The organism is Mycobacterium sp. E740 (assembly GCF_001672895.1).
Lineage (GTDB): Bacteria > Actinomycetota > Actinomycetes > Mycobacteriales > Mycobacteriaceae > Mycobacterium.
The window spans coordinates 21813-35021 of sequence record NZ_LZKP01000183.1; the positions used below are offsets into that span (position 1 = coordinate 21813).

The 13209-nt window shown below is 68.9% G+C and carries 10 protein-coding genes and 2 pseudogenes; 9 read left to right on the top strand and 3 right to left on the bottom strand.

The annotated features are described in order from the left end of the window. Positions 1–835: 835 nt before the first annotated feature. Both A5663_RS18000 and A5663_RS18005 read left to right on the top strand, forming a co-directional pair. A pseudogene (locus A5663_RS18000) lies at positions 836–1069 on the top strand (transglycosylase family protein); the annotation flags it as partial. A 219-nt stretch (positions 1070–1288) separates the two neighbouring features. Next, entirely contained in the window at positions 1289–1786 is a 498-nt protein-coding gene (locus tag A5663_RS18005) for a transglycosylase family protein (RefSeq protein ID WP_068152090.1), read from the top strand. Between the two features lie 10 nt (positions 1787–1796). Here the strand turns inward: A5663_RS18005 and A5663_RS18010 are convergent, their stop codons facing one another. The 3 genes from A5663_RS18010 to A5663_RS18020 are packed head-to-tail and all read right to left on the bottom strand — an operon-like array spanning position 1797 to position 3923. Continuing rightward, positions 1797–2975 (bottom strand): FAD-dependent oxidoreductase, encoded by a 1179-nt coding sequence (locus tag A5663_RS18010; protein ID WP_068152092.1) that lies wholly within the window; start codon positions 2973–2975, stop codon positions 1797–1799. A gap of 22 nt (positions 2976–2997) precedes the next feature. Next, entirely contained in the window at positions 2998–3528 is a 531-nt protein-coding gene (locus tag A5663_RS18015; RefSeq protein WP_068152095.1) for a PaaI family thioesterase, read from the bottom strand. Then, a complete protein-coding gene (locus A5663_RS18020) occupies positions 3525–3923 on the bottom strand; it encodes a helix-turn-helix domain-containing protein (protein ID WP_068152097.1) in 399 nt (132 codons plus the stop codon). The genes A5663_RS18015 and A5663_RS18020 overlap by 4 nt, the downstream gene beginning before the upstream one ends. A 77-nt stretch (positions 3924–4000) precedes the next feature. On the opposite strand from A5663_RS18020, the gene A5663_RS18025 reads away from it, so the two are divergent. The 7 genes and pseudogenes from A5663_RS18025 to A5663_RS18055 form a co-directional block, all read left to right on the top strand. Then, positions 4001–6019, top strand: a complete 2019-nt coding sequence (locus A5663_RS18025; RefSeq protein WP_068152098.1) for a S9 family peptidase — start codon at positions 4001–4003, stop codon at positions 6017–6019. Between the two features lie 10 nt (positions 6020–6029). Continuing rightward, positions 6030–7286, top strand: coding sequence for a trans-acting enoyl reductase family protein (locus A5663_RS18030; protein ID WP_068152100.1), 1257 nt, complete (start codon positions 6030–6032; stop codon positions 7284–7286). 84 nt (positions 7287–7370) lie between these two features. Beyond that, positions 7371–10037, top strand: a complete 2667-nt coding sequence (locus A5663_RS18035) for a valine--tRNA ligase (RefSeq protein ID WP_068152102.1) — start codon at positions 7371–7373, stop codon at positions 10035–10037. After that, a complete protein-coding gene (locus A5663_RS18040) occupies positions 10034–11467 on the top strand; it encodes a folylpolyglutamate synthase/dihydrofolate synthase family protein (protein ID WP_068152108.1) in 1434 nt (477 codons plus the stop codon). Before A5663_RS18035 ends, A5663_RS18040 begins: the two co-directional genes overlap by 4 nt. After that, positions 11464–11853, top strand: coding sequence for a DUF4233 domain-containing protein (locus A5663_RS18045; RefSeq protein ID WP_068152110.1), 390 nt, complete (start codon positions 11464–11466; stop codon positions 11851–11853). Before A5663_RS18040 ends, A5663_RS18045 begins: the two co-directional genes overlap by 4 nt. Positions 11854–11880: 27 nt before the next feature. After that, positions 11881–12300 (top strand): nucleoside-diphosphate kinase, encoded by a 420-nt coding sequence (gene ndk / locus A5663_RS18050; RefSeq protein WP_156744539.1) that lies wholly within the window; start codon positions 11881–11883, stop codon positions 12298–12300. A 306-nt stretch (positions 12301–12606) separates the two neighbouring features. Continuing rightward, positions 12607–13209: pseudogene (locus A5663_RS18055) on the top strand (ribonuclease E/G); the annotation flags it as partial.

Below are 13209 nucleotides of genomic sequence, written 5' to 3' on the forward strand. Positions count from 1 at the left end.
AACGGGCGATCCCACTGGTCCCAGCAGTCACACTTGGGGATGAATTCCCTGGCCCGCCCCGGAAGCCTCTCAGTTCACGAGCATCCGAGAGGGACCGCAACTGCGATAAAAGGGTGCACAGCAAGGGATTTCGGCTTCTTCTGCCGGTTGCCGTGCACCGCGTGCAGGCGAAAAGCCTTGCGAGACAGCATGCTAGCGCAGCGGCGTTCAGCGAACCGATAGTGGCCATGGTCCGTGCTGATTACCCCGCAACACGCGAATTCCCGGTGTTGCGCCGCGTGATTTCGGGGTATCCCTAGGCCGATGGACTCGCCGAGCGGTGGTCCAGCTCACAAATACCTCGTGATATGGCTCACCCGATTTTGTGCGGGTGGGCTTGCCGACGTGTGCGTCAAATGCGGGAATGACCTGCGATAACGAAATGGAATCGCGAGCGTGATCAGTTCGTGATCTAGACGCGACACGTTCGTCGCCGACATGACTTTCGCCCGACGGGTTTGTACGGTCCCTAACGGCTCTTGAAGAGCAAATAATTTCAAAACCACGAACCTGCGTGTGAGTGGGGCCGCCAGAGGATGCCGAGTCCTCCACGGCCGCCGGCGCCTATGCCCGGCGAGGCACTCCGGCCTCCCGCTGCCGCACCTGACCGAGACGGTGCGGCCCACTCCCTTGGCCTGTGAACAGGCACTTCACCCGTGCGCTCTGCGCGGGTGTTCCTTGGTGCGCGCTTGGCGAAAGGAACGAAGTGAAGAACATCCGCAAGACGTTTGGTCTGGCGACCATCGCCGGCGCGCTCGCAGTGGCGCCGATCGCACTGGCCACCGGCACCGCCAATGCGGACAGCGTCGACTGGGACGCCATCGCGGCGTGCGAGTCCGGCGGCAACTGGGGAATCAACACTGGTAACGGCTACTACGGCGGCCTGCAGTTCACCATGGGCACCTGGCGTGCCAACGGTGGCAGCGGTTCGCCCCACAACGCCAGCCGCGAGGAGCAGATCCGCGTGGCCGAGAACGTGCTTGCCTCGCAGGGCATCGGCGCGTGGCCGTCGTGCGGACGCCGCGGCTGATTCAAGCAATAGTCCGATAGGAGCAGGCGGTGCCGGGTCAACCGGCACCGCCTCTTCTTTCTCACAGGCCTCTTACACCAGATAAGTAACGATTAAAACTTTCGACGCGCGTGTAACACGTGAGGTTCATCACGGGAAGTACCACATAACCGCAGTGCGGAACGCGCCAGTTCCTCTCTCGCGGGCCTTGTGTCAAACGGTCGGGGAAGGACCGCAGTGATGAACGTTCGTAAGGCAGTCAGAAAAGGCTTGTTGGCCACGGCGATTTCCGGAGCGCTCGGAATCGTTCCGATCGCAGTGGCGGGGTCCGCCAACGCCGATTCGGTGAACTGGGACGCGATCGCCCAGTGCGAATCGGGTGGCAACTGGTCCACCAACACGGGCAACGGCCACTTCGGCGGTCTGCAGTTCAAGCAGGCCACCTGGGCGTCCAACGGCGGCGTCGGCAACCCGGCGACCGCATCGCGCGCCGAGCAGATCCGCGTCGCCGAGAATGTGCTGCGCACCCAGGGCCTCAAGGCGTGGCCCAAGTGCGGGCCCCGCGGGGCGACGCCCGCGGTCTGGACGACCCCGTCTGCGCCCACCGCGCGGACCGCGCCGGCGGCCGGCAGCGGTTGCGCGGCGATGCCGTCCAGCGGCCTGTTCGGCTTCGTCAACCCGCGCCAGATGTGCGCGGCGCTGCTCGCTCCGGTCGGCGCGCTCACCGGCGCAAGCTGAGCCGTCGCCCTCACAGCCTGCGCAGGTCGTCCTCGGTTGGCGGTCTGAAGGCGGAGCGCGCCGCCACCGCGGCCAGATGCCTGGCCACAAGCGCCTCGGGGCCCAGCACCGTCGCGCGGCTGGCCAGTGCGCTGAGTAGCGGCGGCAAGTTCACCAGGCGTCCGATGAACCGCGACTCGCGCACCAGCGACCGGACCCTCGGCGTCCGGAACGCGGCGAACCCGGCGAACGCGGCGGCAATGTCGTCGGCCCCGTCGTCGGCCCCGTCCAGGAATCGGGCCAGGATCGCGGCGTCCTCCAGACCCTGGCACCCACCCTGCCCGAGGTGTGGACGCATCGGGTGGGCGGCGTCGCCGACGGCCACCACCGGCCCACGAGACCACCGGCGCGCCTGATCGCGGTCGTAGAGGTCGTTGCGCAGCACTGAATCGGGTTCGGTCGCGGCGAGCAGGGCGGGGATGGGTTGCGCCCACGACGCGAACCGCTCGCTCAGATAGGCCAGTTCGCCCTGAGGCGCCGTCGCGCCTTCGGCGACGCGCTCGGTGGCGAACCAGTACGTGCGCTCGGCGTCCATCGGCACATGGCCGAACTCGACCGCCGGCCCGAACGTCTCGCCGGAGAGGTCCGGGTCGATACGGTATCGCGCGACTCCGCGCCACGCCGTGTAACCGACGTATCGGTTGCGCAGCGGGCCGTTCAGGTGGCGCGCCACCATCGAGTGGGTGCCGTCGGCGCCGACGACCGCGTCGGCCTCCGGCGTGGCGCCGTCGGCGAGCTTGACTCGCACTTCGCGCCCAGTGAGCGTCAGCGCTTCGGCGCAGCGACCGGTGTGCAGGGTGCCGTCGTGCAGCGCGCCGGACAGGATCGAGGTGAGGGCCGATCGGCGGATGACGACCAAGGGCTCGCCGAGCGCCTTGACGATCCGCTGTGGCGAGGGCCTTCGTAGCCAGGTGCCGTCGCGCCAGCGTGCAGCTCCCGCGGTCACCCGGCCGCCGGCATCGCGCACCGCGTCGCCGAGACCGATGTCGTCGAGGGCGGCCAGCGCGTTGGGCCAGATGCTGATGCCGGCGCCCGACGACGCGTCGGTGCGCTCCTCGATGAGCGTGACGTCGTGGCCGCGCTGTTGCAGGGCGACGGCGCTCGCCAGACCGGCGATGCCCGCGCCGATCACCAGGATGCGCTTCGGCATCCGTCGAACGTAGCGCGCCGCGCTACAGGTCGAAGATCAACAGGGTGCTGCTCGCGGTTGCGACGACGGCACCGGAGGCGTCGGTGACCGTGCCTTCGGCGAAGCCGACCCGGGAACCAACCTTGACCACGGTGCCGGTCGCGGTCAGTTCACCGCTGCTGAGCCGGACTGCCTTGAGGTAGTTGACCTTGATCTCCACCGACGTGTAGCCCTTGCCCTGCGGCAGCGTGCTGTGGACGGCGCATCCGGTCACCGAGTCGAGCAGCGTGCAGATCAGCCCGCCGTGGATCGCGCCGATCGGATTGTATGCGGATTCGTCTGGCACACACGTGAATTCGACGCGGCCGTGCGCTACCCGGGCGATCCCGAACTGCATCAGGCCGGCGATCGGCGGCTGGGGCAGGTCACCGTCGACGATCGCCTGTAGGTAGTCGAGGCCCGCCATGGTGAGCCCTTTGGCGGTGCTCGGGCCGGGGGAGTGCCAGGTCACCGTGCGCGAGCGCTGCGGGCCCCAGTCCTCTCGGTCGGTGGTGGACGTCAGCTCGAGGGTCATTGCGTCTCCTTCGATCGGCTCAGCTGGCTCAGTGGCGGATACCGCCGCTGACGGTCGGGGTCGGACGGGTCGACGGCGTGGGTCTGCCCCCACGCCAGCAGGGCGTCGAGCACCGGCATGAGGGCGCGGCCCGAGTCGGTCAGCCGGTACTCGTGTCGCGGCGGGGAGTCCTGGTAGGGCGTGCGCACGACGACTCCCGCGCGCTCGAGCGCCTTCAACCTCGCCGCGATGCGGTCACGCGGCGCGCCTGTGCCACGCACGATGTCGCCGAAGTGGTTGGCGCCCAACGCAATTTCGCGAACGACGAGTAAAGCCCAGCGCTCGCCGACGAGTTCGAGCGCCGCCGCGATCGGGCAGGGCCGCCCCGGCAATTCGGCCAGCGGGACTGTCGTCATGCCCCGAGCCTGCCACAGGTGAGTTTGAAAATCAAACTGCCGATTGGGCCGCGGGCCGGCTGTGCTACGAACGGGGCATGATCGCTTCCGGCGCTTCGGCCCTGAACTCGACCCCGTTCGACGAACTCGACGAGTACCTCGCGTTGCCGCGCGTGTCGGGACTGGCGCTCTCGCCCGACGGGACGCGGCTGGTGACCACGGTCGCCGAACTCAACGAGAAGCGAACCGAGTACGTCAACGCCGTCTGGGAGGTCGACACGGCGGGTGTGCGACCGGCTCGCAGGCTGACCCGCGGCACCAAGGGGGAGTCGGCGCCGACGTTTGCCGCCGACGGCGACCTGTTGTTCGTCGCTGTCCGGCCGCGCGAGGGCGACGACAAGCCGCCCGCCTCGCTGTGGCGGTTGCCGGCAGCCGGCGGCGAGGCCGTCGAAGCACTGGAGTTACCCGGCGGCGTCGAGGCGGTGCGGACCGCGGACGAAGCCGACGTCGCGGTGGTCCGATCACCGCTGCTGCCCTCGGCGCGAGACGTCGACGAGGACCGACGGCTGCGGAAGCTGCGCAAGGACAACGCGATCACCGCGATACTGCACACCGGTTATCCGATCCGGCACTGGGACACCGATCTGGGGCCCGGCGAGCCGTACCTGCTCGGCGTGGACCTCGCCGGCGACGGAGATCAAGCCGCGCGTGACCTCACCACCGCTCCGGGTGGCGCGCTTCGCGAGTCGGACTTCGACGTCAGCGCCGACGGGCGGTTCGTGGTGAGCACCTGGCAACGCCCGGCACCGGGCGCGTCGCGGCACTCCGTGCTGGTGCGCATCGACCTGGACTCCGGCGAGCGCACGGTTCTGGTCGACGACGCCGATGCCGACGTGTGGGGGCCGGCGATCGCGCCGGACGGCTCGGCGGTGGTCTACATCCGCGAGACATTCTCGACTCCCGACGTCGCACCGCGGATGACGTTGGGCTGCCTGCGGTTTGACGGTGAGCCGACGGTTCTCGCGGCGGGCTGGGACAGGTGGCCTGCATCGGTGACATGGTTGCGCGACGGGTCGGCGGTGATCGTCACCGCCGATCAGCGGGGCCGTCGTCCGATTTTCCGGGTGGACCTCGACGACGACGAGGTGACGCAGATGACCTTCGACGACTACTGCTACACCGATGTGGTGGCCGCCCCGGGCGGCGTGCTGTTCGCGTTGCGCAGCTCCTACGCCGCCCCGCCGCACCCGGTGCGCATCGATCCCGACGGTGCGGTCAGCGAACTGGCGTGCGTGCCGCTGCCGCCGCTGCCGGGCTCGCTCACCGAACTCGAAGCCCGCACCACCGACGGCGCCCGCGTCCGGTCCTGGCTCGTTCTGCCGGCGGGCGAGGCGCGCGCTCCGCTGCTGCTGTGGATTCACGGCGGCCCGCTGGGCAGTTGGAACGCCTGGTCGTGGCGGTGGAACCCGTGGCTGCTGGCGGCGCGGGGATACGCCGTGCTGTTGCCCGACCCCGGGCTGTCCACCGGGTACGGGCAGGACTTCGTCCAGCGCGGCTGGGGCTCATGGGGTGGAGCACCGTTCGAGGACCTGATGGCCGCGACGGACGTCGCATGCGAGCACCCGCGCGTCGACGCCGACCGCACCGCGGCGATGGGCGGGTCGTTCGGGGGTTACATGGCCAACTGGGTCGCGGGAAACACGGACCGGTTCGACGCGATCGTCACCCACGCCAGCTTGTGGGCGCTCGACCAGTTCGGCGCGACCACCGACTCGTCGTACTACTGGTTGCGTGAGATGACCCGCGAGATGGCGCAGGCCAACTCCCCGCACCATCATGTCGCCCAGATCCGGACCCCGATGCTGGTGATCCACGGCGACAAGGACTATCGCGTGCCGATCGGGGAAGCACTGCGGCTGTGGTACGAGCTGTTGACCCACTCCGGGCTGCCCGCCGACGACGACGGTGAAAGCCCGCACCGGTTCCTGTACTTCCCGTCGGAGAACCATTGGGTGCTCACCCCGCAGCACGCGAAGATCTGGTATCAGGTGGTGACCGGGTTCCTGGCCCGCCATGTGCTGGACGAGGACGTCGAGGTGCCCGAGACGCTCGGGTAGCGTCGCGGACATGAGCGCAGCACAGCGGGAATTCGACATCGTCCTGTACGGGGCAACCGGGTTCGTCGGGAAACTCACCGCCGAGTACCTCACGCGCGCCGGTTCGGGTGCCCGCATCGCGCTGGCGGGCCGCTCGCACGACAAGCTGCTCGCGGTGCGAGAGTCGTTGGGCGACAAGGCGCAAGCCTGGCCACTGCTCACGGCCGACGCGTCGCAGCCGTCGACGTTGAACGAGATGGCCGCCCGAACCCGGGTCGTGGTGACCACCGTGGGGCCGTACGCGCACTACGGCCTGCCGTTGGTCGCGGCGTGCGCGGCCTCGGGTACCGACTACGCGGACCTGACCGGCGAAACGCTGTTCATCCGCGAGAGCATCGACCTGTACCACAAGCAGGCCGCCGACACCGGCGCACGCATCGTGCACTCGTGCGGATTCGACTCCATCCCTTCGGATCTCACCGTGTTCGCGCTGTACCGGCGGGCGCAACAAGACGGCGAGGGCGAGCTGACCGACACCAACCTCGTCGTGCGTTCCTTCAAAGCGGGCCTCTCGGGCGGCACGGTGGCGTCGATGGTCGAGGTGATGCGCGCGGCCTCCGCCGATTCCGAGGCGCGGCAGCTGATCGACGATCCCTACACGCTGAGCCAGGATCGTGCCGCCGAGCCCGAACTCGGCGGCCAGCCCGATCTGCGGTGGCGGCGCGGCGGCGAGATCGCTCCCGAGCTCCAGGGGTACTGGGTCGGGCCGTTCGTGATGGCGGCGGTCAACACCCGAATCGTGCGGCGCAGCAATGCATTGCTCGACTACGCGTACGGCCGTCGCCTCGAGTACGGCGAGCAGATGAGCATGGGCAGATCGGTGCTGGCGCCGGTCACCTCCGCGCTGGCGGCCGCGGGCAACGCGGCGACGATGGCGCTGGGCAGCCGGTTCATGAACCGCGTACCCACCGGTCTGCTCGAACGGGTCCTGCCGAAACCGGGCACCGGTCCCAGCGAACGACTGCAGGAGCAGGGCCACTACACGGTCGAGACCTACACGGGGACCACCAGCGGTGCCCGGTACCGGGCCACGATGTCGCAGCAGGGTGACCCGGGTTACAAGGCGACGTCGGTGCTGCTGGGCGAATGCGGGCTGGCGCTTGCGCTGGACCGCGACAAGTTGACCGATCTGCATGGCGTGCTCACCCCGGCCGCGGCGATGGGCGACGCGCTCCTCGCGCGCTTTCCGGCCGCCGGGGTGACTCTGGAGACAGACCGCCTCGCCTGACCCGGGCCTTGAGTGGGCTGCGGTCACCGCGGCCCGCTGCGTCCCGGCTGGGTCGAGCTCGCGCGTCGTTCCTAGAATTGCGGGGTGACCGCCAGCCCCAGCTCCGAATCCGGCATTCCGCCGGCGACCGCCCTGCCCAAGTCCTGGGAGCCGGGCGCGGTCGAGAGCGACATCTACGAAGGCTGGGTCGAAGCGGGCTACTTCACCGCCGACGCGACCAGCAGCAAGCCCGGCTACTCGATCGTGCTGCCGCCGCCCAACGTGACCGGCAGCCTGCACATGGGACACGCGCTGGACCACACACTGATGGACGCGTTGACCCGCCGCAAGCGCATGCAGGGCTACGAGGTCCTGTGGCTGCCGGGCATGGACCACGCGGGCATCGCGACCCAGTCCGTGGTGGAGAAGCAGCTCGCGGTCGACGGCAAGACCAAGGAGGACTTCGGTCGCGAACTGTTCATCGACAAGGTCTGGGACTGGAAGCGTGAGTCCGGGGGCACGATCGGCGTGCAGATGCGCCGCCTCGGTGACGGTGTGGACTGGAGCCGGGACCGGTTCACCATGGACGACGGCCTGTCGCGCGCGGTGCGCACGATCTTCAAGCGGCTCTTCGACGCGGGGCTGATCTACCGGGCCGAGCGGCTCGTCAACTGGTCGCCGGTGCTGGAGACCGCGATCAGCGACCTCGAGGTGAAGTACGAGGACATCGAAGGTGAGTTGGTGTCGTTCCGTTACGGCTCGCTCGACGATGCCGAGCCCCATATCGTCGTGGCCACCACACGTGTCGAGACCATGCTCGGCGACACGGCGATCGCCGTGCACCCCGACGACGAGCGCTACCGCGATCTGGTCGGCAAGACGCTGCCGCACCCGTTCATCGACCGCGAGATCGTCATCGTCGCCGACTCCCACGTCGATCCGGAGTTCGGCACCGGCGCTGTCAAGGTGACCCCCGCACACGACCCGAACGACTTCGAGATCGGCATGCGCCACCAGCTGCCGATGCCCTCGATCATGGACACCAAGGGCCGGATCGTGGGCACCGGAACGGAATTCGACGGGCAGGACCGCTTCGAGGCGCGCGTCAAGGTGCGCGAGGCGCTCGCCGCCCAGGGCCGCGTCGTCGCCGAGAAGCGGCCTTACGTACACAGCGTCGGGCACTCCGAGCGCAGCGGTGAGCCGATCGAGCCGCGGTTGTCGCTGCAGTGGTGGGTGAAGGTCGACTCGTTGGCAAAAGCCGCCGGAGACGCGGTTCGCAACGGCCACACCGTGATTCACCCGGCGAGCCTGGAGCCACGCTGGTTCGCCTGGGTGGACGACATGCACGACTGGTGCATTTCGCGGCAGCTGTGGTGGGGGCACCGCATCCCGATCTGGCACGGCCCCGACGGCGAGACCGTGTGCGTCGGCCCCGACGAAACACCGCCGGAGGGCTGGGAGCAGGACCCCGACGTGCTCGACACCTGGTTCAGTTCGGCGCTGTGGCCGTTCTCCACCATGGGCTGGCCCGAGCACACCGCCGACCTGGCGAAGTTCTATCCGACCAGCGTTCTGGTCACGGGCTACGACATCCTGTTCTTCTGGGTGGCGCGGATGATGATGTTCGGCACGTTCGTCGCCGACGATCCCGCGATCACGTCGAACAGCCGGCGCGGCCCGCAGGTTCCTTTTGAGAATGTCTTCCTGCACGGGCTGATTCGCGACGAGTTCGGCCGCAAGATGAGCAAGTCCCGCGGCAACGGCATCGACCCCCTGGACTGGGTGGAGGCTTTCGGCGCTGACGCACTGCGGTTCACCTTGGCGCGCGGCGCCAGTCCGGGCGGCGATATGTCGATCGGCGAGGACCATGCCCGGGCATCGCGGAACTTCGCCACGAAGTTGTTCAACGCCACCCGGTTTGCGTTGTTGAACGGCGCGGCCCCTGCACCGCTGCCCGACGCCGACCGGCTCACCGACGCCGACCGGTGGATACTCGGTCGGATGGAACAGGTTCGCGCCGAAGTGGATTCCGCGTTCGACGCCTACGAGTTCAGCCGTGCATGCGAGTCGCTGTACCACTTCGCCTGGGACGAGTTCTGCGACTGGTACGTCGAGTTGGCCAAGGTGCAGCTCGCTGAGGGTTTCGACGGCACCACCGCAGTGCTCGCCTTCGTGCTCGACACCCTGCTCAAACTGCTGCACCCGGTGATGCCGTTCGTCACCGAGGTGCTGTGGAAGACGCTCACCGGGGGCGAGTCGCTCGTCATCGCCGACTGGCCGACGCCTTCCGGCTTCGAGCTGGATTCCGTTGCAGCGCAACGTGTTGCCGACATGCAGAAGCTGATCACCGAGGTGCGCCGCTTCCGCAGTGATCAGGGTCTCAACGACCGCCAGAAGGTGCCAGCGCGGCTGTCGAAGATCGCCGACGCCGATGTGGCGGCGCAGGTGCCCGCCGTGCGGGCGCTGGCCTGGCTGACCACTGACGGCGACGGGTTCGATCCGACCGCGTCGATCGAGGTGCGGCTTTCGCGGGCGACGGTCACGGTCGAGGTCGACACCTCGGGCACCGTCGACGTGGCCGCCGAACGGCGCCGGCTGGAGAAGGACCTGGCCGCCGCGCAGAAGGAATTGGCTCAGACCGCAGGAAAACTCGGCAACGAGGCCTTCCTGGCCAAGGCGCCCGCCGACGTCGTCGACAAGATCCGCGCCCGCCGGCAAGTCGCTCAGGAGGAAGTCGAGCGCATCACGATGAGGCTGGCCGCGCTTCGATGACCGGCCCGGGTCCGCTCGGCGAGGAACCTGACGTCCCGACGCCGGACGAAATCGCGGCGCTGCTGCAGGTCGAGCATCTACTCGACCAGCGGTGGCCCGAGACCAAACTCGAGCCGAGCACCACACGCATCGCCACGCTGCTGGAGCTACTGGGTTCGCCGCAGCGAAGCTATCCGTCCATCCACATCGCAGGCACCAACGGCAAGACGTCGGTGGCGCGCATGGTCGACGCCCTGCTGAGCGCGTTCAGCCGTCGCACGGGGCGCACCACCAGCCCCCATCTGCAGTCCGCCGTCGAACGCATCTCGATCGACGGCAAGCCGATCAGCCCGGCGTTGTACGTGCAGACCTACCGCGAGCTCGAGCCGTTCGTGCAGCTTGTCGACCAGCAGTCCGAAGCGGCCGGCGGCCCGGCGATGAGCAAGTTCGAAGTGGTCACGGCAATGGCGTTCGCCGCGTTCGCCGACGCGCCGATCGACGTCGCGGTCGTGGAGGTGGGCCTCGGCGGCCGGTGGGACGCGACGAACGTCGTCAACGCACCAGTGGCCGTCATCACGCCCATCGGGGTCGACCACGCCGAGTACTTGGGCGACACGATCGCCGAAATCGCCGGCGAGAAGGCCGGAATCATCACCAAGCAGGAGGACGACCTCGTTCCGACCGACACCGTGGCCGTGATCGGGCGCCAGCTGCCCGAGGCGATGGAGGTGCTGCTGGCCCAGGCGGTGCGCGCCGACGCGGCGGTGGCCCGCGAGGACTCGGAGTTCGCGGTGCTGGGCAGACAAGTCGCGGTGGGCGGCCAACTGCTGGAACTGCAGGGCCTCGGCGGTGTCTACCCGGAGATCTTCCTGCCGCTGCACGGTGAGCACCAGGCGCACAACGCCGCGGTGGCACTGGCCGCGGTGGAGGCGTTCTTCGGTGCGGGCGCCCAGCGTCAACTCGATGTCGACACGGTGCGGGCCGGCTTCGCCGCGGCGACCAGCCCCGGTCGGCTGGAGCGGATGCGCAGTGCGCCAACCGTTTTCATCGACGCAGCCCATAACCCCGCGGGCGCCGCCGCGCTGGCGCAGGCGTTGCAGGCCGAGTTCGACTTCCGCTATCTGGTCGGCGTGGTGTCGGTGATGGGTGACAAGGACGTCGACGGCATCCTGGCCGCGTTCGAGCCGGTCTTCGACCAGATCGTCGTCACGCACAACGGGTCGCCGCGCGCGCTGGACGTCGAGACGCTCGCGCTGCTCGCCGAGCAGCGCTTCGGACCGGACCGCGTCGTGACCGCCGCGACCCTGCCCGACGCCATCGAGACCGCCACCGCGATCGTCGAAGAGTCGAGCCTGGAGGGGGAACTGTTCGGTGGCGCCGGAATGGTCATCACCGGCTCGGTCGTCACCGCGGGCGCCGCGCGCACGCTGTTCGGAAAGGATCCGCAATGACCGGTGCACCGCAGCAGCCCGACCCGTGGCGCAGCTTTCGCGGCGTGATGGCCGGCACCCTGATCCTCGAGGCGATCGTCGTGCTGCTGGCGCTGCCCGTGGTCGGCAAGGTCGGCGGCGGGCTGACCCCGGCGAGCAGCGGCTACCTGGTCGGCCTGGCGGTGGTGTTGATCCTGCTGTGCGGCGTGCAGGGCAGATCCTGGGCGATCTGGGTCAACGTGGCCATGCAGTTGGTGCTCATCGCCGGGGTGTTCGTCTACGGGGCGGTCGGCATCATCGGTGTGGTTTTTCTCGTCGTGTGGTTGCTGATCGCCTACCTGCGCGCCGAGGTCCTGCGCAGGCAGCGGCGCGGATTGCTGCCCGGACAGCAGCATCCCGGCGAATAGTCGCGCGCGGCGACTATCCTGTCGGCCGTGACTGAGCCGACTGAGCGGACCCTCGTGTTGATCAAGCCCGACGGCGTCAAGCGCCGCCTCGTGGGTGAGATTCTCAGCCGAATCGAGCGCAAGGGCCTGGCGGTCGGCGCGCTGCAACTCGTGGACGTCAGCGAGGACCTGGCCCGGCGGCACTATGCCGAGCACGAGGGCAAGCCGTTCTTCGGTTCGCTGCTCGAATTCATCACCTCTGGGCCGGTGGTGGCGGCGATCATCGAAGGGCCGCGCGCGATCGCGGCTTTCCGGCAGATCGCCGGCGGAACCGATCCGGTGGAGAAGGCCGCCCCGGGCACCATCCGCGGGGATTTCGCGCTGATCACCCAGGACAATCTCGTGCACGGCTCGGATTCAGCGGAGTCCGCCGCGCGCGAGATCGAACTCTGGTTCCCAGGTAACTAGGGGGATTCCCACGCTGCTCGCCCAGCCTGGTCGGGCGGGGTGGCGTGATGTGGGATACTTGGCGCGGGTAGCCGGCCATCAACCGGGGCCGGACGCCCGAATGAAGACTTAGACGTGCGCGACCATCGCCACGCGTGATGCGGCGCCGACCGTCCAGCCATCATTCAGACCGGCACCGGGATGGTTCACCAGTGGACCGCCCGGGGCGAGACCACAACACGCCCGGGCGCAGTTACCCGGGTCAATAGCGGAAGCCCTCGCGTGGCCGCGTCGAACAAGACGCGCCCGGGGGCTTAAGGAGATTACGTGGCCGACAGTGAGAATTCTGCAGCCCAAACCGAAGACTTTTCAGAAGAAGCGCGACACGCGCAGGACGTTGCGCCGGAGAGTTCGCCCGCCGGAGGCGCCGAGTTGTCTGACGCAGCGGGCGACGACGAGCCGGAATCCCGGCTGATCCTCGAGACGCCTGCAGCCACCGAGGAGCGTGCCGACTACCTGCCGCTGTTCGTGGCGCCACAACCCGTGCAGTTCGAGTACGGCGCCGACGACGACGATGAAGACGACGAGGACAGCGACAGCGACGGCGACGGCACCGACAATGCCGACGACACCGACGACCAGTTCGAACGGCCGTCCGGGCGCCGCCGGCGCCGCGGCCGGCGTGGACGCGGGCGGGGCCGCGGCGAGCAGGCCGGTGACGACTCCGACACCGACAGCGACGACAGCCAAGACTCCGATCAGGACGGCGACGAGTCGGACAACTCCGACGAGGACAGCGGCGACGACGAGAACGCCGGCGTGGAGGGCGCGACCCGCCGCCGCCGGCGGCGCCGTCGTCGCAAGACGGGCTCGGGAGACGACAGCGACGGCGGCGCGTCGCCCGACGACCCGCCCAACACCGTCGTCCAC